18 protein-coding genes are annotated in these 19,753 nt (G+C 42.5%); 15 read left to right on the top strand and 3 right to left on the bottom strand.

Features of this window, described 5'->3' with window-relative positions; all coding sequences use genetic code 11:
• Positions 1-9 precede the first annotated feature (9 nt).
• Positions 10-831, top strand: a complete 822-nt coding sequence (gene hisJ / locus NSQ99_RS06435) for a histidinol-phosphatase HisJ (protein ID WP_340835806.1) — start codon at positions 10-12, stop codon at positions 829-831.
• A 185-nt stretch (positions 832-1,016) separates the two neighbouring features.
• Entirely contained in the window at positions 1,017-2,624 is a 1,608-nt protein-coding gene (locus NSQ99_RS06440) for a Na/Pi cotransporter family protein (protein WP_340835807.1), read from the top strand.
• Between the two features lie 70 nt (positions 2,625-2,694).
• Here the strand turns inward: NSQ99_RS06440 and NSQ99_RS06445 are convergent, their stop codons facing one another.
• Positions 2,695-3,873, bottom strand: coding sequence for a ParB/RepB/Spo0J family partition protein (locus NSQ99_RS06445; protein WP_340835808.1), 1,179 nt, complete (start codon positions 3,871-3,873; stop codon positions 2,695-2,697).
• Between the two features lie 138 nt (positions 3,874-4,011).
• Between NSQ99_RS06445 and NSQ99_RS06450 the strand changes: the two genes are divergently transcribed.
• Positions 4,012-4,512: a CYTH domain-containing protein gene (locus tag NSQ99_RS06450; protein ID WP_340835809.1), complete on the top strand. Its 501-nt coding sequence runs from the start codon at positions 4,012-4,014 to the stop codon at positions 4,510-4,512.
• A 20-nt stretch (positions 4,513-4,532) separates the two neighbouring features.
• Positions 4,533-5,522 carry a Gfo/Idh/MocA family protein gene (locus tag NSQ99_RS06455; RefSeq protein ID WP_340835811.1) on the top strand — a complete coding sequence of 330 codons (990 nt, stop codon included), beginning with the start codon at positions 4,533-4,535 and terminating at the stop codon, positions 5,520-5,522.
• Positions 5,523-5,639: 117 nt separating this feature from the next.
• Here the strand turns inward: NSQ99_RS06455 and NSQ99_RS06460 are convergent, their stop codons facing one another.
• A complete protein-coding gene (locus NSQ99_RS06460; protein WP_340835813.1) occupies positions 5,640-6,605 on the bottom strand; it encodes an aldo/keto reductase in 966 nt (321 codons plus the stop codon).
• A gap of 133 nt (positions 6,606-6,738) precedes the next feature.
• On the opposite strand from NSQ99_RS06460, the gene NSQ99_RS06465 reads away from it, so the two are divergent.
• The 9 genes from NSQ99_RS06465 to NSQ99_RS06505 all read left to right on the top strand — a co-directional run bounded on the left by NSQ99_RS06465 (position 6,739) and on the right by NSQ99_RS06505 (position 16,305).
• Entirely contained in the window at positions 6,739-7,728 is a 990-nt protein-coding gene (locus tag NSQ99_RS06465) for a lipoate--protein ligase (protein ID WP_340835815.1), read from the top strand.
• 184 nt (positions 7,729-7,912) lie between these two features.
• Entirely contained in the window at positions 7,913-9,631 is a 1,719-nt protein-coding gene (locus NSQ99_RS06470) for a methyl-accepting chemotaxis protein (protein ID WP_340835816.1), read from the top strand.
• A gap of 125 nt (positions 9,632-9,756) precedes the next feature.
• Positions 9,757-10,992 carry an aminopeptidase gene (locus NSQ99_RS06475; protein ID WP_340835817.1) on the top strand — a complete coding sequence of 412 codons (1,236 nt, stop codon included), beginning with the start codon at positions 9,757-9,759 and terminating at the stop codon, positions 10,990-10,992.
• A 173-nt stretch (positions 10,993-11,165) separates the two neighbouring features.
• Positions 11,166-12,185: a fatty acid desaturase gene (locus tag NSQ99_RS06480; protein ID WP_340835818.1), complete on the top strand. Its 1,020-nt coding sequence runs from the start codon at positions 11,166-11,168 to the stop codon at positions 12,183-12,185.
• Between the two features lie 168 nt (positions 12,186-12,353).
• On the top strand, positions 12,354-13,490 hold the full coding sequence (locus NSQ99_RS06485; protein ID WP_340835819.1) for a sensor histidine kinase: 1,137 nt from the start codon (positions 12,354-12,356) through the stop codon (positions 13,488-13,490).
• Positions 13,487-14,089, top strand: coding sequence for a response regulator transcription factor (locus NSQ99_RS06490; RefSeq protein WP_251671130.1), 603 nt, complete (start codon positions 13,487-13,489; stop codon positions 14,087-14,089). The genes NSQ99_RS06485 and NSQ99_RS06490 overlap by 4 nt, the downstream gene beginning before the upstream one ends.
• Positions 14,090-14,378: 289 nt before the next feature.
• Entirely contained in the window at positions 14,379-14,741 is a 363-nt protein-coding gene (locus NSQ99_RS06495) for a GntR family transcriptional regulator (RefSeq protein WP_251671139.1), read from the top strand.
• Complete coding sequence (locus NSQ99_RS06500) at positions 14,741-15,607, top strand: ATP-binding cassette domain-containing protein (RefSeq protein WP_251671141.1); 867 nt, start codon at positions 14,741-14,743, stop codon at positions 15,605-15,607. Before NSQ99_RS06495 ends, NSQ99_RS06500 begins: the two co-directional genes overlap by 1 nt.
• On the top strand, positions 15,607-16,305 hold the full coding sequence (locus tag NSQ99_RS06505) for a hypothetical protein (RefSeq protein WP_251671143.1): 699 nt from the start codon (positions 15,607-15,609) through the stop codon (positions 16,303-16,305). The genes NSQ99_RS06500 and NSQ99_RS06505 overlap by 1 nt, the downstream gene beginning before the upstream one ends.
• A gap of 119 nt (positions 16,306-16,424) precedes the next feature.
• Here NSQ99_RS06505 and NSQ99_RS06510 read toward each other — a convergent pair whose 3' ends face one another.
• The gene (locus tag NSQ99_RS06510) at positions 16,425-17,330 is read right to left on the bottom strand and encodes a 3'-5' exonuclease (RefSeq protein ID WP_340835820.1); all 906 of its coding nucleotides are present in this window, start codon (positions 17,328-17,330) and stop codon (positions 16,425-16,427) included.
• 150 nt (positions 17,331-17,480) lie between these two features.
• Here NSQ99_RS06510 and NSQ99_RS06515 point away from each other — a divergent pair, with 150 nt between their 5' ends.
• Together NSQ99_RS06515 and NSQ99_RS06520 are read left to right on the top strand one after the other, a co-directional pair.
• Complete coding sequence (locus NSQ99_RS06515; RefSeq protein WP_340835821.1) at positions 17,481-18,296, top strand: undecaprenyl-diphosphate phosphatase; 816 nt, start codon at positions 17,481-17,483, stop codon at positions 18,294-18,296.
• 163 nt (positions 18,297-18,459) lie between these two features.
• Positions 18,460-19,656 carry a multidrug effflux MFS transporter gene (locus NSQ99_RS06520; protein WP_340835822.1) on the top strand — a complete coding sequence of 399 codons (1,197 nt, stop codon included), beginning with the start codon at positions 18,460-18,462 and terminating at the stop codon, positions 19,654-19,656.
• Positions 19,657-19,753: the final 97 nt, after the last annotated feature.

The raw sequence follows: 19,753 nt of genomic DNA on the forward strand, positions 1-19,753 counted from the left end.
GGAGATACGATGTTAAAGTGGGACGGTCATACCCATACTCAATTTTGTTATCATGGAAGCGATGCGCCAATTGAACAATATGTTGAACGCGCGATTGCACTTGGCTTTCAGCGCTATTCAGTGACAGAGCACCCATCGCTGCCAATCGGCTGGGTAAATGATCGCAAGTTGTTTGATGAGCTAGGAATGCCCGAGCATGAACTAGAACAATATTTCCAATATGTAATGAATATAAAAAAGAAATACGAAAAAGAGATTGAAATTGTTATTGGACTGGAATTGGATTATTTGCATGGTCGTCAGGATTACACCGATCAGCTTGTTGCAAAATGGGGGCATGTGCTAGAAGAGGTCATCTATTCCGTACATTACTTACCAGCTGCAGATGGAAACTACTGTGTTGATTTTACCTCAGATGATCTCAAGCAGAACCTGTTAGCCTATTACGGCTCCATGGAGAAGCTTGTAGATGTTTATTTTGATCATATAGAGCTGACTATTCAGCAGGCAGGTAAGCTGCCGATGAATGCGAGAATAGGTCATATTAATCTAATTCGTAAATTTCAAAAACAATTGCCTCCATTAAACGAGGCTCAGTTTCAAGCTCGCTTAGAGCGCTTGCTGCCTTTACTTCAGACAAATGGTGTAGGTGTTGACGTAAATGTTGCAGGCTTTCGAGTGACCAGCTGTGAGCAGGAATACGTGCCAGAGTGGTTTATAAAGAAGTGTGTGCAGTTAGATTTACCTGTAGTATATGGCTCTGACGCGCATAAGCCGGAGCAGGTTGGGTTGTTTTGGGACTGGTACGAACAAATAGTTAGTAGTAAGTAAATAAAAAAAAAGGAACCCACAGCAATGGGCTGAGGGTTCAAAAGTGTATATATCATTAAAAAGGGGGTCAATTAGAAGTATAGACAAAGAATATTAAGGACAAATGAATGTAATGTTTCATTTATGTTACAAATTTACTGCAGGCATTACAGTGGAATTTAGTGCCAGTTTTGATGGAGGGTAATGTGGGGTTACAAGATTTAATTTTTCATCTTGTAGGCGGAGTTGCGATATTTCTATTCGGCATTAAATATATGTCTGATGGCTTGCAGAAAACGGCAGGAGATCAGATCAGGCATTTGCTTGCATCCTATACCGTTCACCCTTTGCTAGGTATAGCTGTTGGGATTATAGTTACGTTGCTGTTTCAGAGTGCTACCGGAGCTGTAATATTAATCATTGGTTTGATGAATGCGAGTATATTAAGCATTAAGCAAGCCATTCCTGTCCTTATTGGATCCAATATTGGTACGATCTTTACCGTGTTCATCGTAGGTATTAGCATTGAGAATTATGCTTTACCGATTATCACGATAGGTGTAATTTTATTATTATTTGTGCATTATAAGAGAATCCAATATATCGGGCAAATTATTCTAGGCTTCGGTACACTTTTTCTCGGGTTATCGCTTGTAAGAGACGGACTCCAAAGCTCAACAGAGGGAGTTACTTCTTTTTTAATGAATTTATCGGATACCCCTGTGATTGGTTTATTAGCAGGAATCGTACTTACCTTACTCCTAACAAGCTCAAATGCTGCGATGGGTGTTCTGCAAACGATCGCCAAGGAAGGGTTGATCGATTTTCAAGGCTTGATTCCAATTATGTTAGGCAGTAACATCGGATCTGCGGTCATTGCATGCATTGCTGTCATTGGTGCCAGCATTAGAGCAAAGCGCGTAGTATTTATTCAAGTGCTCTATTATGTTATCGGTACGGGGTTGTTTTTGCTGCTGCAGAAGCCACTGATTGAGCTATCGTTGTCTCTAGGACAAGCAGCACCTATGAATATTGAGCTAGCGATTGCCTACAGCTTGTTCCAGCTATTGACTGGAATGGTCTGTATACTCTTCGTACCTTTGTTACTTCGTATTACCCAGTCCTTAATACAAACACATCAACCTTCAGCGGAGGTTATGTTTGGGGCTCAATATTTAGATAAACGTTTCCTTGCAACGCCAAGCATGGCACTTGAGCAAGCGCAAAATGAAACATTACGCATGGGGAATATAGCAAGGGAAACATTAATGCACGCTTCACAATACTTTTTTGAGCAGGACAGTCGTTCTGCTAATCTAGCCTTGAAAAAAGAAGCATTAGTCAATGAGCTTAATCGCTTGATTACAGATTATATGGTAGCTATTCATCAGCATGATCTAACAGCTGGAGAATCTGAGAAATTAACTGGACTGCTGCATGTCGTTAACGATATTGAACGTATTGGTGATCATGCTGAAAACATCGTCGAGCTCGCAGAGTATAGTACGCGTAACCGCGTTCAATTATCAGAAGTGGCTATTAGCCAGCTGCATGAAATGATCGATGCTGCAGATTGGATAATTGGACGTACGCTATATGCCCTAGAGCATAATGACCGCTCAGCTGCTGCAGATGTGCGTGGACGAGAAGCTGATCTTGACCGGATGGAGCACGAGTTCCGTGTGGGACATTTTACAAGGTTGAATGAAAATCTTTGCAAAGGCAATGCGGGGGCAATATTTCTGGATATGTTAAGCAATTTAGAGCGTATCGGTGATCATAGCAAGAACATAGCTGAATATATTCTAAAGTAAAATACCTCGAGATAGAGACTCGAGGTATTTTTTATATATTTTTTATATTCAATCCGCCATTAAATTTTGATTACGCCTGGCTTTCTCGCATAATGGTACGCCAAAGCTCCTGAAGCTGCTGCAGCTTAATCAACATATCGTTAGATAGCTGCTCACAAGCGTCCAATTGCTGCATATCGCCATTCCTTAATTGCACCAGCAGCGCTTCAGCCTCGGCATAAGCGTGATCTAACGTAATGCTGTAATTAGCATTATCAAGCGAAACGGCATGCATGATCTTGCTTGGAAGCAAAGCATCATCCGCTTCGACGGCACCAATATAATTACCTTCCAGCTGCAAATGTGTATTCTGCGTAATTGGTGTAGCTGCAGCTGTGGCCGTTGCTTCGCCGTAGGGTGCGCCGCTGCTTTCCGCGTGTTCTTTTGTAGTGAAAGCAGAAGCTTCCTGCTCGGCCTCAAGCGCTGCAACCTGCGCAGCTTTACGTTCTGCTGCTAGCCTTGCTTCCTCCTGTTGCTGCTTTTCACGAGCAAGTTTTTCTTTACGATTTTGCTCGAATACGGACCAAGTCTCAATTAAACCGCTGCCGGTTTTTAATAAAAGCTTTTGCTTCGTAGCATCAGAGATTGATTTATCCTTGAATAGCTTCGCAATTTTTTTAACATCACTTACTGGCAGCTCATCACGTGCAGCAGTTAACGCTAACGAATCACGAAACTCGATAGGCAGATCCTTAAGTGGCATAAGCTGATCCTCAGTCAAGCAATCCTTACGAATTTGTGTTCCACTGACAATAAGCTTTTTTACTGCGCTGCCGAATTTGAGTAGCTCTAATTTGTTTTTTATGTAGCTTTCTGCTTTACCTAGCTTGCTTGATAGCAGCTTAATTGAGCTGCGAAAGCCGTCTTCATTCATAAGCTTATGAAATGCTTCTGCTTCTTCAATTGGTGAGAAATCCTCACGAGTAAGGTTTTCGGCAATTTGTTCAAAGTATATGTCCATCTCATCGGTAGCATCCGATACGATACAAGGAATGGACTCAAGTCCGATCATTTGAGAAGCCTTGTAGCGCCGATTGCCATAAATAATTTTATACCGACCATCCCCGGTGTCTCTAACTTTAATGGGCGATAGTAAACCGATTTCCTTAATACTGTTAGCTAGCTCTTCTAATGCGTCCTGACTAAATTGATACCGCGGCTGATCCTTATCCTCATCGATAAGAGACAGCTTAATTAACGTAATGTCCATTCCAGGGCTCCCTTCTCCACTTATCTACTCTCTATTGTACCATGCCTATTCCATATTAGCCGAGCGTTAACTACTTGCACGGAGCATCATATTCTGATAGCTTGTAGAGAGTAATAGAACAAGTGGAGGCATACGATCATGGCATTGGAGATAGAGCGGAAATATTTATTAACGATTCCTTATCAGCAGCTTATTGAGCAGGGGATCATTACAGTTAAGTCGGAGCAAAGAATTGAACAAACGTATATTGCAATGGACAAGGATCAAGAGCTGCGGGTTCGCCGCATTCTAGATTTGTCGTCTAATGATTATGAATATACTCATACCTTTAAAAACGGTGTGGGCTTAGCACGAGAAGAAGTCGAATACAATATTACGAAGGTTATTTACGACCAGGTCATTGAAGCATTTGGCTTTGTGCCTTTAACGAAAAACAGAATTACCGCAATGTTCGGTGAGTTGCTCGTCGAAATTGATGTGTATGATCAGGTTGATTTTGTTGTCGTAGAAGTAGAATTCGGCTCAATGGAGGAAGCAGACTCCTTCGTACCGCCTAGCTGGTTTGGAGAGGAAATAAGCTTTAATAAGAAATACAGCAACAAAGCGGTATGGAAGCAGCTGCAGTCTGAGAAACAATAGATGTAAGAGGTGAGATATCCATGGTATCGTTTGGAATGATTGGAACGAACTTTATTAGTGATCGATTTATTGCCGCGGGCTCTATGCTTAATCATTTTGAGGTTACCGCTATTTGCTCTCGTTCGATGGAGACTGCAAATTCATTTGCGGACAAGCATAATATACCTCATCGCTTTACACAGGCAGAAGAAATGCTTGATAGTGGGCTAGTGAATGCACTGTACATTGCATCACCGACCAATTTGCATGCTCATTATGCGAAGCTTGCATTAGAGAGAGGCATTCACGTGCTTTGCGAAAAGCCAGTGACGTCGAATAGTCGAGAGCTGAGTGAGCTAATAGAGCTTGCACGCTCAAAGGGTGTACTATTTATGGAGGCAATGAAATCAACGACCCTACCTGCCTTTAGACAAGCGGTGGAGCACTTGGAGAAAATCGGAACAGTACGTCGGTATTTTGCAAGCTTCTGTCAATACTCGTCGCGCTATGATGCTTACAAGCAAGGGACGGTGCTGAATGCATTTAAGCCGGAGTTTTCCAATGGTGCACTTATGGATATTGGGGTTTATTGCATCTATCCTGCTGTTGTGCTGTTTGGTAAGCCGAACAAGATTGTCGCATCAGCCTACATGCTAGAATCAGGTGTTGATGGACAAGGCAGCATCATCTTATCGTATGATGGCTTTGATGCAGTTATCCAGTATTCTAAAATTAGCAGCTCGTACTTGCCGTTTGAGATTCAAGGTGAAGCGGGAGCACTCGTGCTTAACCGAGTAAGTGACCCAGATGAAATAACATTGAAGCTTCGCTCTGGAGAAACACTTGATTTATCTCAGCCTACAGTTGAACATGACATGTACTACGAGGTTGAACATTTTATATCACTCATTGAGCAGCAGAAGACAGAATCTCCGATTAACTCATTCGAGAACTCATCAATTACGATGGAAATTATGGATGAGGTACGTAAGCAGATTGGTCTTGTATATCCAGCAGATCTAGAGAAATAGTCATTTCCTTCATGTTTAAATAACGTAATAAAAGTAAGAGGATGCTCTATGCAAAGCGGTCTATTGATCCGCGACATAGAGCATCCTCTTGTTCGTTTTTTACGGTCTAACTAGTCTTTAGATGCGGTATATGGCAAAAGGCTCGCCATGTTTAAACTCTGAGCTTATAGCATCAAGTTCCTTAAGCACCTCTGCATTAAGCTTTAGATCGAGTGCCTTCATATTTTCCTCAAGCTGAGCAGGCTTAGTAGCGCCGACAATAACACTGCTTACAACTGGCTGGTGAAGCAGCCAAGCAATGGAAAGAACATTGGCCGTCGTGTTAAGCTCTTGGGCCAGTCGATGAACCTGCTTGCTAAGCGTTAACGTTTTTTCTTGCAGAAAACGGTTGAAGTTCGGATCTGTGTCTGCTCTCGAGCCTTCCGGTACGCCTTGTGCATATTTGCCGGTTAGAATGCCCCCAGCAAGAGGGAAATATGGAATAATACCTATTCCTTGATCTAAGCATAGTGGAATCAGCTCGCGCTCTGGTGTTCGATCTGCGAGTGAGTAGCTTGTCTGATGCGAGATATAGGAGCTTATACCGAGCTCTTGACTTATACTAAGTGCCTTCATCAGCTCCCATGCATAGTAGTTGGAGCAGCCGATATACCTTACCTTCCCGGCTTGAATAAAGTGCTCTAAGCATCGCAGTGTTTCCTCCAAGGGAGTGTCAGGGTCGAAGGTATGTATTTGGAACAAGTCAACATAGTCGGTTTGCAGTCGCTTCAAGCTAGCATCAAGCTGCTGAGTAAGATGTCTGCGTGAAGAGCCACGGTCATATACGCCGCTACCAGTTGGCAAGCCAGCCTTCGTCGTCAGCACAACCTGCTCGCGTCTACCCTTTAGTGCCTCGCCAATTATAGTCTCTGAATGAGAACCAGCATAAATATTGGCAGTATCAATAAAGGTAACGCCGCGCTCCAGTGCGGTATCGATAATAGAAATAGAGGCTTCTCGGTCAGCTCGTTTACCGAATGCATTGGTGCCAAGTCCGATTGCTGATAGCTTTAAGCCACTTTTGCCTAAACGGTGATGTTGCATATGTATCATCCTCCTATGTCGCGTGTGTGCATAATTATTACTACCTACTCTATTATGACATTCCGGGATCGAAGTTGAAAAGCTCGTTTCAAAAAGGTTATAATTTCTTAATTGAACGATAGGAGGGTAACACATGTTATTTGTAAGCAACGAACAGAATCATGACCCAGCGGTTAACCTAGCCTTAGAGGAATACATATTTAGACAGCTTCCAGAAAACAATTATTTATTATTTTATATCAATGAGCCTTCCATCATAATTGGTAAAAACCAAAACACGGTAGAGGAAATTAATGCTGAGTACGTGAAGGAGAATGGTATTCACATCGTACGTAGAATGAGCGGTGGTGGAGCAGTCTATCACGATCTTGGCAATCTAAACTTTAGCTTTATTATGAAGGATGATGGCTCTTCCTTCCATAACTTCAAGAAGTTTACGGAGCCTGTTGTTGCTGCATTGAAGCAACTAGGTGTAGATGCAGAGCTTAGCGGCCGTAATGATATACAGGTTGGAGAGCGCAAAATTTCTGGTAATGCACAATTCCATTCACGCGGCAAAATTATTAGCCACGGCACACTTCTATTTCAGTCCGAGATGGATAAGGTTGCGAGTGCATTAAAAGTTAACGCGGAAAAATACGTATCCAAATCAACGAAGTCGGTTCGCAGCCGTGTAGCAAATATTAGTGAATTTTTAAAGGAACCAATGACGATTGAACAGTTTAGATTGACCATTCTTCATTCTATCTTTGCAGGCAGTGAGCAGATCCCAACATATGAGCTGACAGAGGAAGACTGGAAGAAGGTGCACCAGCTAGCTGATGAACGTTACCGCAGCTGGGAATGGAACTATGGTCGTTCACCGGAGTTTAATATGCAGCAGCGTAAGCGGATAGAAGGGGCAGGAACGTTCGATGTTCGATTAAATGTACAGGATGGCATCATTAAGGATGCTGCGATATTCGGGGACTTCTTTGGTCGTGGTGATCGTAATGAGGTCGCAGAAAAGCTTGTCGGCGTCCGTTATACAGAAGAGGCGCTTCGTGAAGTTTCACAAGGAATTGACCTTACCTATTATTTTGGACCCATTACATTAGAGGATTGGATGAACCTATTATTTTAATCAAGCAGCATTATCTTATCTGAGCTAAGGCTAATCAATGATGAGAGCTGACCGGTGTAATCACTGGTTCAGCTCCTTTTTTTATCTCAAAAATAAATATTCGAGCTATTACAACAGGTTTATACATTATTTAACACACCATGCTATAATGACTACTATATATAGGACTTTAGGAGGAATGAACTTGCTTAAAAGCCTGCAAACACGTTTAATTTTGACTTTATCGATCATTTTATTAGCTAGTGGAATCGGAATGAGCTATTACACGTATTCTACCTCTCAACGCGTTGTAATCGAATCGATCGGAAAGCAGGCTCAGACCATTGCGAATGCAGCTGCTGAGCTAGTTGATCCTAGGCAATATGAAGAGCTTAAAGAAACGATGCAAATGAATGACTACTATAATGACCTGCAGCAGCAGCTGTATCAGCTTAAGCAAAGCAATGGCTTAAAATATTTATATACGATGAGCGTTGCTGAGGATGGAAGCGTTTATTATGTCGTAGATGGCAGCGCTCTAGATCAAAATAGTGATGACTTTTCTGCGCTCGGTGAGGTAGAGCAAGAGCTTGATGAGCTAGTCCAGCTTGCATTCTCTAGTAAGCAATCTCAGCTAGGGGTTCTTGATTATGCTGAAGCTTACGGCGCAACAATATCGGCCTATACGCCAATTCTTAATGACGCAGGAGAGATGGTTGGTGTGATCGGAGCTGATTTTGATGCTACAGATATTTATGAGCATCTTGCTTCTAATCGTTTAACGACGATTATTATTATTGCAGCGACATTAATAGTGTCAATTATACTTGTTTATGCCATAACGAGATGGATGCTTAGTCCGTTAAGATCATTACTTAAAACGATGAAGCTAGTACAGTCGGGAGACTTAACTGTACAGCTATCAAGTAAGGGCAGTGACGAAATTGCGGCGTTGAGTGGAGCTTTTGCAGCCTTGACGTCCGAGCTTAGATCAACCTTAGTAAAATTGTCCGCTAGTCAAACGGTTATTAAGCAGTCGATAACAACACTCTCTAGCAATATCGTATCAGCAGACCACTTAGGAGAGCAGCTATCACAGCATATCGAGCTGGCAGATAAACAGTTCAGTATACAGCATCAAGCTCAAGGTGAGACGACGCAAGCGATGCGAGAGACGGCTTCTGGCATGACACATGTTACCGAGACAGCTGAGCGAATGCTGTCAGCAGCAAGTCATGCAACAGCATTATCTGTATCCGGTAATGAGTCTATGGCTGAGCTTCAAGAGCAAATGGGAGAAATTCAGCTGTCCTCAAAAAAAGTGATGGAGGATTTGTTAGCACTGCAAAATCTATCACAGGATATACAGGATATCGTTAGTCTTATAAAGCAAATTGCAGCACAGACGAGTATGCTTGCACTCAATGCATCGATAGAAGCTGCACGCGCGGGTGAACAAGGAAGAGGCTTTAGTGTGGTTGCCCAGGAGGTACGGAAGCTAGCGGATCAATCCGATCAGGCAGCTACGCAGGTAGAGCAATTAATTGAGCACATGCTCTCTCTTTCAACAGGAGCGAACGAAGCATCAAGATTAAGTATTGAAGAAGTTGATACCGGAGTAACGGCTGTTTCGGCTGCAGGTGAGATCTTTAATCGGATTGGCAATGAGATAAATTCGGTTCAGCAGCAGGCAAGCCAGCTTTCAGCTACTTCGCTTCAGATCAACACAAGCATACATCATCTAGATAAGCTAACGGAGGACGCATCTCAGCTTTCTGAAGAAGCGATGCATGCAACGAAAGAGGTTAAGAAAAATATTATGGTGCAGTACGATTCTGTACAACAAATGAAGGAAATGGCCGAACTGCTTAGTGAGCAGTCAGCTGAGCTTGAAGGCCTGCTGTCTCGCTTTAAGTTAAGCTAGGCTTGATTACGATACAGCTAGGACTAAAAGATGTGTTCTTTTCCTTGCGATGCTATAATAGAGAGGGTATTTACTGATCATACTAACAGCGAAAGTATTGATCTGATTCAAAAGGAGATGTACATATGTCAACAAATTGGAAAGCACAGCTACAAAAATATGCAAAGCTGATTGTGCAGGTAGGAGTTAATGTTCAAAAGGGACAGCCAGTGTTTTTAACAGGGGCTGTAGATCAGGCAGAGCTTGTTCGTTTAATCGCCGAGGAGGCGTATGCAGCGGGTGCAAGTAATGTTCATGTTGATTGGATTGATGATAAATTATCTCGACTTAAATATACGAATGCAGCAGAAGAAGTGTTTAGTTATTTTCCAGACTGGGAAGCAGAAAAACGTAATGAGTTCGTTAATAATAACGGAGCGTTTATTTCTCTTGTATCGTCAAGCCCGGATCTATTGAAAGGCATCGACTCTAACCGTATCTCGGCATTCCAGAAGGCTTCTGGTACGAAGCTAGTAGATTTCAGACGTGCTATTCAGTCCGACAAGGTAAGCTGGACGGTTGTTGCAGCAGCAGGAGCGGACTGGGCTAAGAAGGTATTTCCTGATGCTTCGGAGGAAGAAGCAGTGGCCAAGCTATGGGATGCGATCTATAAAGCCGTTCGTCTAGATGCTGAAGATCCAATCGAAGCTTGGAAGCAGCATAACATTACGCTTCATGAGAAAGCAGTTGCGCTTAATAATTACCGCTTTAAGAAGCTTCATTATCGTGCGCCAGGAACGGATTTGTTCATCGAGCTTGATGATAAGCATGTGTGGGTATCGGCAGGCAGTGAAAATGAGCAAGGCCATATCTTCATGGCAAATATGCCGACTGAGGAAGTATTTACAGTTCCATATCGTGATGGAACGAGTGGCTATGTTTCTAGTACGAAGCCGCTTAGCTACGGTGGTAATGTCATTGATGAATTTAAGATCACATTTGAGAACGGTCGTATTGTAAAATACGAGGCGAAGCAAGGTGAAGAGTTCTTAGCAAAGCTAGTAGAAATCGATGAAGGCTCTCACTACTTAGGCGAGGTTGCACTTGTGCCGCATCGTTCACCAATCTCACAATCAGGTGTTCTGTTCTTCAACACATTGTTTGATGAAAATGCTTCTAATCATCTTGCGATTGGTAGCGGATATGCCTTTAACATCGAAGGTGGTAAAACAATGAGCCCTGAGGAGCTTGCGGCTCATGGCGTAAACGAAAGCATTACGCACAATGACTTTATGATCGGTTCAGCCGAGATGGACATTGATGGAATTCAAGCGGACGGCACGGTTGTTCCTGTATTCCGCAATGGCGAGTGGGCGTTTTAAGTCAATGATTTGACAAGGGAAATAGCTAGCTTTGGAAGACGATATGACAGTTGTCATATCGTCTTCCTTACGTTTATGACTTATAAAATTAGGGTAGTTTAGGATAAAATAAAGATATTACTTCGTTGTAGCAACTTCGCTTTGCTGCTGCGAACGTTAAGGAGAGAACCTTTATGAACGATCCTAGGCAGACACAACTTCGAAAAGAAATGAAAAAGTATGAAAAAACGACGTTAGCACTAAGCATTCGTCAATTATGTAATACATTAATACCGCTTATTGGACTTTGGGTGGCAGCATACTACAGTTTATCGATTTCTTACTGGTTAACCTTACCACTAGCACTTGCTGCAGGTATGTTTGTTGTCCGGACTTTTATTATTTTCCACGACTGCTGTCACGGATCATTCTTTGCTAATAAGAAAGCGAATGATATCGTTGGCATCATTACAGGAACAATTACACATGTACCTTATTTACAATGGAAAAATGAGCATTCGATTCATCACGCTACGAGCAGTAATCTTGATAAGCGAGGCGTTGGTGATCTTTGGATTATGACAGTACAGGAATATGCGGAAGCTTCAAGCTTTGGAAAGCTTTGTTACCGTTTATATCGCAATCCATTTGTCATGTTTGTGTTAGGACCATTCGCTGTTTTCTTAGTGCAGTATCGTTTTAATCGTAAAGGTGCTCGCCGTAAGGAACGCCTAAATACGTATCTTATGAATGTTCTAATTGTGGCTATGTATGCCATTCTTGTCCTACTAGTAGGCTGGGAAGCTGTGCTTTTGATCCAGTTGCCATCCTTTTATATAGCGGGAGCGCTTGGAATATGGCTGTTCTATGTACAGCATCAATTCGAGGAATCTTACTTTGAACATGATGAGCAGTGGAGCTATGTTCATGCAGCAGTAGAAGGCAGCTCGTACTACCGCCTTCCTAAGCCTCTACAATGGTTAACGGGTAATATCGGTTTTCACCATGTGCATCATCTAAGCCCAAAAGTGCCTAACTATTACTTGGAACAGGCTCATGTTGAAACCCCACCATTGCATAAGGCAACAACGATTGGTATAAAAGAGAGTTTCTTATCCCTAAAGGTTGCACTTTGGGATGAACAGACGAAGCGTTTTGTGAGCTTTAAGGAAGCGAAGAAACATGCCATAAAGAAACAACGAATCCCAGCTTAAAAAGCATGACGTAACGTTAGAATGCCCTGATACCGCTAGGCGGCATCAGGGCTATTTTAGAATATGATGGTCGAGTGAAAGCTGGCTTTCTAAAAGAATAGATAAGTCAAATGTTCAAGGACTTATGGTACACTTAAATAAAACGATTCACATGCAAGGAGCGTTGCAATGGACAAGTGGTATCAAACGTTTCATAAGGGAACAGGCTTATCACCATATATTTGGCTAGTGTTTTGCATATTGCCCTTTTACTTTATATTCGGTTTATCTTCAACCGTCGAGGTTGTATCGGGGACAATTTTAATTATTGCATTCTTTGTGTTCTATTTGCTCGCCTTTTTATCTAAAGGCTGGCCGATCTATGTATGGACGAGTGCACAGCTCATTATTTCTATGATCATGACAGTTGTGTTCAGCTACGTTTATTTTTCCATCTTCCTCGCATTTTTTATTGGAAATATTAAAAATAAAGCTGGTTTTTATACGCTGTATATCATACATCTCATTACAACGTTTGTAACGGTGAACTATGGTCTTGCTACACAGAAGCAAATCTTCTTTACGCAATTTCCGTTTATTCTTATTTGTCTAGTCGTTGTCATATTACTACCATTTAACACCTATAATCAGAAGAAGCACGATCAGCTAGAGGGAGAGCTAGAGCATGCGAACAAGCGTATTGCGGAGCTGGTCAAGCTAGAGGAAAGACAGCGGATCTCTCGAGATTTGCATGATACCGTAGGTCAAAAGCTGTCACTAATTGGGCTTAAAAGTGATCTAGCAGGTAAGCTGCTGCATAAGGATTTGGATAAAGCCGAGAGGGAAATTAAAGATATTCGGCAAACTGCGCGCACGGCACTGAAGGAGGTTCGTGATCTCGTTACTAAAATGAGAGGGACCAGCTTGGAGGATGAAGTACACAATGTTCGCCAAATGCTAGCTGCAGCTCAGATCGAATTGGAGCTCGAGGGTGATCCTAAGCTGCATTCCACTGCATTGCTAGCAGAAAACGTACTGTGCATGTGCATGAAGGAAGCCGTCACTAATATTGTTAAGCATAGCAAAGCCACTCGCTGCCGTATTGCTATTATTTTAAGTGCGGATGAAGTTAGCCTGTTAATCGAGGATAACGGAATTGGCCTGAATGAAGCGAAGGATAGAACAAGCGGAAATGGGCTTCGCGGTATGAAGGAACGGTTAGAATTTGTAAATGGCACACTTAAGATAACGGGTACTGAAGGTACAAGCTTGAAAATATCTGTACCACATGCGGTTCGCCAACCGATGAAGGAGTCGATAACATGATTAATATAGTTATAGCGGAGGATCAGCGTATGCTGCTCGGTGCTCTAGCATCATTAATTGATCTAGAAGATGATATGCAGGTCGTCGGAAAAGCATCGAATGGCGAAGAAGCATTACAGCTCGTAGAAGAGCTGAAGCCTGATATTTGTATTATGGATATAGAGATGCCAATCAAAAGTGGATTGGAAGCAGCAGAGGAGCTGAAGGGTAGCTCTTGTAAGGTCATTATCTTAACGACGTTTGCCCGGGCCGGTTACTTTGAACGGGCAATGAAGGCGGGAGTATACGGTTACCTGCTGAAGGATAGTCCATCGGAGGAGCTTGCCACATCCATACGCAGTGTAATGGACGGAAAACGTATCTATGATGCTGAGCTGATGGACGAAGCATACAGCGGCGGTGACAATCCGCTAACCGAGCGTGAGCAAGAGGTGCTTGGGCTAGTAGCAGACGGAAAAAATACGAAGGAAATTGCGAGTGAGCTATTTCTTTCAACAGGAACCGTTCGTAATTATATTTCTACTATACTCGAGAAGCTCGGTGTCAGTAATCGAATCGAGGCAATTACACGCTTTAAGGAAAAAGGCTGGTTTAAATGATAGGTAATACAGAGGGAGCTCAAGGTCAGTACCAAGACAATTGAGGCTCCCTCTGTTTTTTCTTTAAATGCGAATAATTTGGAAAATAAGATTGACATGAATAGAATGATGTACTATAGTTAGCTACATAAGCAACTAACCAATCAACTGATGAACCAAAGTATTAGTTAAAGTAACGTAGGCACTGTTCTAGATGATTCATTGAGATCATGTACATAGACATGAAGCTGAGACATCAACGATGCACGCCAAGCTTCATATAAGCGAGTGAACAAGGAGTGAAACGAATGTGAACATTATATTAGAAGGCGATAAGCCAATTTTTCAGCAGATTAAGGAACAGATTGAAGATGCGATTATTGACGGCTTTCTTATGGCGGAGGAGCGAATTCCTTCAATTAATGAGTTTGCTAAGGAATATCAAATCAACCCTGCTACAGCGAATAAGGGTGTAAATGAACTAGTGGACCGCGGGATTATTTATAAAAAAAGAGGTGTCGGCATGTTTGTCAGTTCTGATGCGAGAAAAATTTTAATCGAGGAGCGGAAGCAAAGCTTTGAGTCGAGCTACCTCAATCCATTGATTAGTGAAGCAGAGCGCTTAGGCATTACGTTAGAAGAACTTATCGATATGATCGGGAGGAAAAAGTAATGAATATTAAGGTAAGCCAGTTGACAAAGCAGTATCGCAACCGCAAGGTGCTGGATGAGGTTAGCTTTAATTTACAGGGACCTGCCATTATTGGGTTTCTTGGTCACAACGGAGCGGGAAAGACTAGCTTTCTTAATATGCTGGCTGGGCTCGTTGCTCCAAGCTCTGGCACGATTGAAGTCGAGGGAGAGCCGGTATTTAATAATGGCGAGTTAATGAAGCAGGTTTGCTTTATAGCTGAGACAGGGAACTTTCCGTTGCATGTATCGATCGGGCAAGTGTTGACGCTGAATAAGCTCTTTTTCCCAAATTGGAACGAGGAGCTAGCGGAAGAGCTGCTAGAGCAATTTTCACTTCGTAAAAAAGATAAAATTAAAAATATGTCTAAAGGAATGGTGTCTGCACTAGGTATTATTACAGGCTTAGCTAGCGGCGCGCCTATTACCATTTTCGACGAGCCTTATATCGGCATGGATGCATCTGGCCGTCAGTTGTTTTATGAGCTGTTAGTTGAACAGCATGCGCTAGAGCCTAGAACCTTCATCCTGTCTACACATCTGATCGATGAAGCAAGTAATTTGTTCGAGGATGTGTTAATTATGCATGAAGGAAAGGTGCTTGTGCACCAGCCATACGAAGATATTCAAACGAATATCGTGAAGGCGAAAGGAAGACAAGAGGAGCTGGAAGCGTATATTGGCAGCAGTAAAGTGATTCATCGCAGTAAATTTATGAATGAGCATACAGCCGTAATTATGCATGAGAATGTGCCTGCTGCTGCACCGGCTTCATTAAAGCTTGAATCGATTAAGCTTCAAGAGCTTATGGTACTACTTAGCAAGAACAAGAGAAGGGAGATTGGATAATGAACCAGATCAAAGGTGGACTATACACACTGTTCCTAAGCTACAAGCGAGACTTTTATATATTTACGGCAATTAATACGATGTTTCTATTCCTATCACTTATTATGGGGATGCTATTTCCTGATATAACAATAATGACGATCGGAATTGTGATGGTCCTTATCTTTACATTTATTATTTCCATGAAATTATTAGATCGTTCACTCGCTATTCTGCTTCGCTATGGCTTGAATCGTTCACGTTATATCGCAGTGACTGGTGGCTTTATGCTGTTATGGTCACTAGCTAATGCGGCCGTATTGTTCATTATTAATGCCTTGCTGCTGTTTTTTACTAAGCAGTTCGATGTAACTTCCGTCACCGTACCTCGACTGACCATGCTTTACGATAACAGCTTGTCACTTGTTGTAAATTACGTGATGGATGCTTCTGCGATCTTTATGCTAGCTATGGCAGGCATGCTTACGAGTGTAATTTTCTATCGCTTTGGATCGATTGGTGGATATAGTTTCTTTGGCGTTATTCTGGCGCTACTGTTCATCGGAGTACCCCTTAAGTGGTACGGTCCACTAGTAGATGGACTTCTATCTTGGAATGCAGCATTGTTTGTTGTTGCGATGCTAGCCATAGCAGTCGCTGTACTAGCAATTGTATGGCTATTGACGCGTCGTGTTTCAACTGTATCTGCAAATGTGTAGTGGTACACGCTACAATCAGAAAGCATGACGAAAAAACCTTCAGGTATCTCTGGACTGCTTCTATCAAGTAGATAGGGGCAGCTCCCTTACATGAGACGACCTGAAGGTTTTTATTTATGCTATTGCTCGTTATTAGGCTGCTGCGTTTCTTCTTCCATTTGCTTATCTATAGGTGCTATTGTGGTGCTTGTGCTAGTCTCTGGCGCTTGATGGGTAGACTGCTCCTGCGTCAGCTTCGTATCGTTAGCGGCATGCTCAACGGCAGGTCTAGCTTTTACTGGCTTTGCAGCTTCCTTCTCAAAGTGCTTCCTCATCTCAGCTAGTTTACGAGGGTCTTCAGTCTCAATCCGCTCTTTCACAAAACGTGCAACGTAGTTCTCCCATGTTGCTTCAAGCTTTTGCGCGCGCAGCATGCGTACTGAATTTTTAATTGCACGGCGCTCCTTAGCATTCGTATACGTATCTACGAAAAATTGCTTGCGTTCAAAGTCCAAGTGAGAATAAATGGCCCGGAATATTTGAGCAGTCATGAGTGCGTCATCAAGCGCACGATGCGCTTGGCCAGAGCCTTCAAGCTCTAGCATTTCAAGAGCACCTTCTACACTTACATCATTGCTTAAGCCTTTATATCGTGTAAAACCCTTCAGTAGATCAAAATAAGGCGTAGTCATCCAATACTGATCGCTTAGCTTGTGCATGCGTGTATCCAGAATGATGCGCTTAAAATCCTCCCCGCCCCACGTAATGAACATGAGCTCATCGGAAGCAGAAAGCCAATGAAGAAAGCTTTTGCTGACCGTAGGAAAACGATCTGCGCGGTCAATTTCCTCTTGTGGTATACCGGTTTTTTTCTGAATAAAGCTATTTAATTTAGAAAAATAGACTGGTCTAATAAAAGCGGTAAATGTATCCAGTTGCTCTAGCTTGCTATTCAGGCGAACAGCACCAATCTCTATCACTTCCATAGGGAGCTCGCTAGCGAATTTGCGCCCGTTAAACTCTATATCAAGTACAATATAGTCCAAGATGTGTAACCTCCGTTATCAGCTTGCCCATTCATTTTAGCAGAAACTGAGCACAATGCGTTAGCTTTCCTTTTAAACCTAGTTTCGTATATACTATATAAGTTGTTGTTTTTGCTTTGTTTTAAGTATGAAAGGGAGGACTCACACGTTATGTCTGAGATGTTGGAATGGTTAAAATATTTAATACTAGGGATGATTCAAGGCTTTACAGAGCCGATCCCAATTTCCTCTAGTGGTCATCTAATTATTGCACAAAACTTGCTAGGAATGGAGCAGCACGGTTTATCGTTTGAAATTATGACGAATACTGCTTCGCTTATCGCTATCCTATTTATTTATCGAGAAGTCATCACCCGATTAGTTAAAAATGGGTTTGGTTATGTGAAAACAAAAGAAACTCAATATAAGTCAGACTTTAATTTTATTCTGTATATTATAATCGGCTCGATTCCAGCTGGTGTCATCGGTGTCTTGTTCAAGGATAAGATTGAAGAGGTTTTTTCAACGTCGCTAACAACTGTTGCTATTGCATTGCTCGTTACAGGTGTGGCGCTTTGGCTCATCCGTAATTTTCGCGGTGTGAAGCGAGATGGCGATCTTTCAGTTAAGGATGCTATCATCGTTGGTTTAGCTCAAGCTGTAGCGCTTATACCGGGGATTAGCCGCTCTGGTTCAACGGTTATCGCCTCCATTGCAACGGGAATGAAACAGGATACGGCATTACGTTATTCCTTTATGCTGTATATTCCAGTCAGTCTAGGCGGAGTTGTGCTTGGCTTATCCGATATCATTTCTGATCCTGAACTGCAAGCATTGTGGCTGCCATACTTAATCTCATTTGTCACAAGCCTTGTCGTTACTTATTTTTCGATGCGTTGGTTTATGGGTATTATGGAAAAAGGAAATTTACACTACTTTTCCTATTATTGCTTTCTTGTCGGAGCCTTAATCCTTATTTTCATGTAAAAGCTATAAAATTATCATATATGAACGTAAAGTTCATTAAGCTCGATTCTCAGTTAGTTGCTCAATCTCTCTATCGCTTATCTTCCTTCATCAAGAGGGACGCTGATAGAGGGGTTGAGCTTTGCTGTAGTTCTTACTAATAAACGAAAAGGGGAGCTAACAATTGGAGATTGCGATTAGTAAGAAGAAACGCCTTGGTATTGCTGCGATTTTAGGCTCGCTGTCTGCACTAGGCCCTCTATCCATTGACATGTATTTACCTGCTTTTCCTCAGCTTGCAGAAGAGCTTAACGCTACAGCTTCATTAACCCAGCTTAGCTTAACAGCCTGCCTTGTCGGTATGGCAATAGGGCAGCTCGTTATCGGCCCAATTAGTGATGTAAAGGGCAGAAGAAGGCCTTTACTTATCGGTATGCTGGTCTATACGCTCGTTTCGTTGCTTTGCATTCTGTCATCATCCATTTGGGGCTTTATACTGCTGCGCTTCGTTCAAGGCTTCGCAGGTGCAGCCGGCCTTGTTATATCGCGTGCAAGTGTTAGGGATTTGTATTCTGGACCTGAGCTTATTCGGTTTATGGCTACTTTGATGGTGATCAATGGGGCAGCACCTATTCTAGCGCCTGTTATCGGTGGGGAAATTATAGGCTGGTTTGGCTGGCAAGGAGTATTCGGTGCACTGTCAATATTCGGTATTATTATGCTTATTGGGATTTATACCTCACTCGAAGAAACGCTGCCACAGGAGAAAAGATCAAGCGGTGGATTGAAGCAGACACTGAATACATTTCGATTGCTGCTCAAGGATCCGAGCTTTATGGGCTTTGTTCTGACGCAAGGCTTTATTATGGCTTCAATGTTCGCGTATATATCCGGCTCGTCATTCGTGCTACAGCAGCTATATGAGCTTAGCGTACGTGAATACAGCTTCGTATTTGGTATAAATGGACTTGGCATTGTAGCGCTTGGACAAGTAGCTGGTCGTCTTGCTCATCGAATACCTGGCAAAACGATGCTTGTGACTGGACTGCTTTATAGTCTTTCGGGTGCAATCATTATGGTGTCGACGATACTGCTGCAGGGACCACTTGCTATTATTCTTGTAGGATTATTTATGGTTATTTCAAGCGTCGGCTTAATTAATACGACAGCCAATTCTTTAGCACTAGAGGAGCAAGGTGCACGAGCAGGCAGTGCTTCTGCAATGCTTGGCATGGCATCATTTGCTTTTGGAGGCCTAATTGCACCACTTGTCGGTCTCGGTGGAGTGGACTCCGCTCTTCCAATGGCATCGATTATGATGGTGATGGTCTGCTGCTCATTGCTCGCATTTATGCTATTAACGAGAAAACGATTGCAATAGATGCCTATAAGGCATGAATACCCTTTCAAGCAAGCATTGCTCTGCTCTAGTAAAACGTATATAATTTTGGTAGTTATACGTGATAAGGGGAGAAGCA

Origin of the sequence: Paenibacillus sp. FSL W7-1287 (assembly GCF_038004245.1) — a bacterium.
In the GTDB taxonomy this organism is placed as follows: Bacteria; Bacillota; Bacilli; order Paenibacillales; family Paenibacillaceae; genus Pristimantibacillus; species Pristimantibacillus camelliae.

Excerpts from the sequence above, each read along its gene's own strand:
- hisJ (WP_340835806.1), top strand. The coding sequence starts at position 10 with ATGTTAAAGTGGGACGGTCATACCCATACTCAATTTTGTTATCATGGA.
- NSQ99_RS06445 (WP_340835808.1), bottom strand. The coding sequence starts at position 3,873 with ATGGACATTACGTTAATTAAGCTGTCTCTTATCGATGAGGATAAGGAT.
- NSQ99_RS06450 (WP_340835809.1), top strand. The coding sequence starts at position 4,012 with ATGGCATTGGAGATAGAGCGGAAATATTTATTAACGATTCCTTATCAG.
- NSQ99_RS06455 (WP_340835811.1), top strand. The coding sequence starts at position 4,533 with ATGGTATCGTTTGGAATGATTGGAACGAACTTTATTAGTGATCGATTT.
- NSQ99_RS06460 (WP_340835813.1), bottom strand. The coding sequence starts at position 6,605 with ATGCAACATCACCGTTTAGGCAAAAGTGGCTTAAAGCTATCAGCAATC.
- NSQ99_RS06465 (WP_340835815.1), top strand. The coding sequence starts at position 6,739 with ATGTTATTTGTAAGCAACGAACAGAATCATGACCCAGCGGTTAACCTA.
- NSQ99_RS06475 (WP_340835817.1), top strand. The coding sequence starts at position 9,757 with ATGTCAACAAATTGGAAAGCACAGCTACAAAAATATGCAAAGCTGATT.
- NSQ99_RS06480 (WP_340835818.1), top strand. The coding sequence starts at position 11,166 with ATGAACGATCCTAGGCAGACACAACTTCGAAAAGAAATGAAAAAGTAT.
- NSQ99_RS06485 (WP_340835819.1), top strand. The coding sequence starts at position 12,354 with ATGGACAAGTGGTATCAAACGTTTCATAAGGGAACAGGCTTATCACCA.
- NSQ99_RS06490 (WP_251671130.1), top strand. The coding sequence starts at position 13,487 with ATGATTAATATAGTTATAGCGGAGGATCAGCGTATGCTGCTCGGTGCT.
- NSQ99_RS06500 (WP_251671141.1), top strand. The coding sequence starts at position 14,741 with ATGAATATTAAGGTAAGCCAGTTGACAAAGCAGTATCGCAACCGCAAG.
- NSQ99_RS06505 (WP_251671143.1), top strand. The coding sequence starts at position 15,607 with ATGAACCAGATCAAAGGTGGACTATACACACTGTTCCTAAGCTACAAG.
- NSQ99_RS06515 (WP_340835821.1), top strand. The coding sequence starts at position 17,481 with ATGTCTGAGATGTTGGAATGGTTAAAATATTTAATACTAGGGATGATT.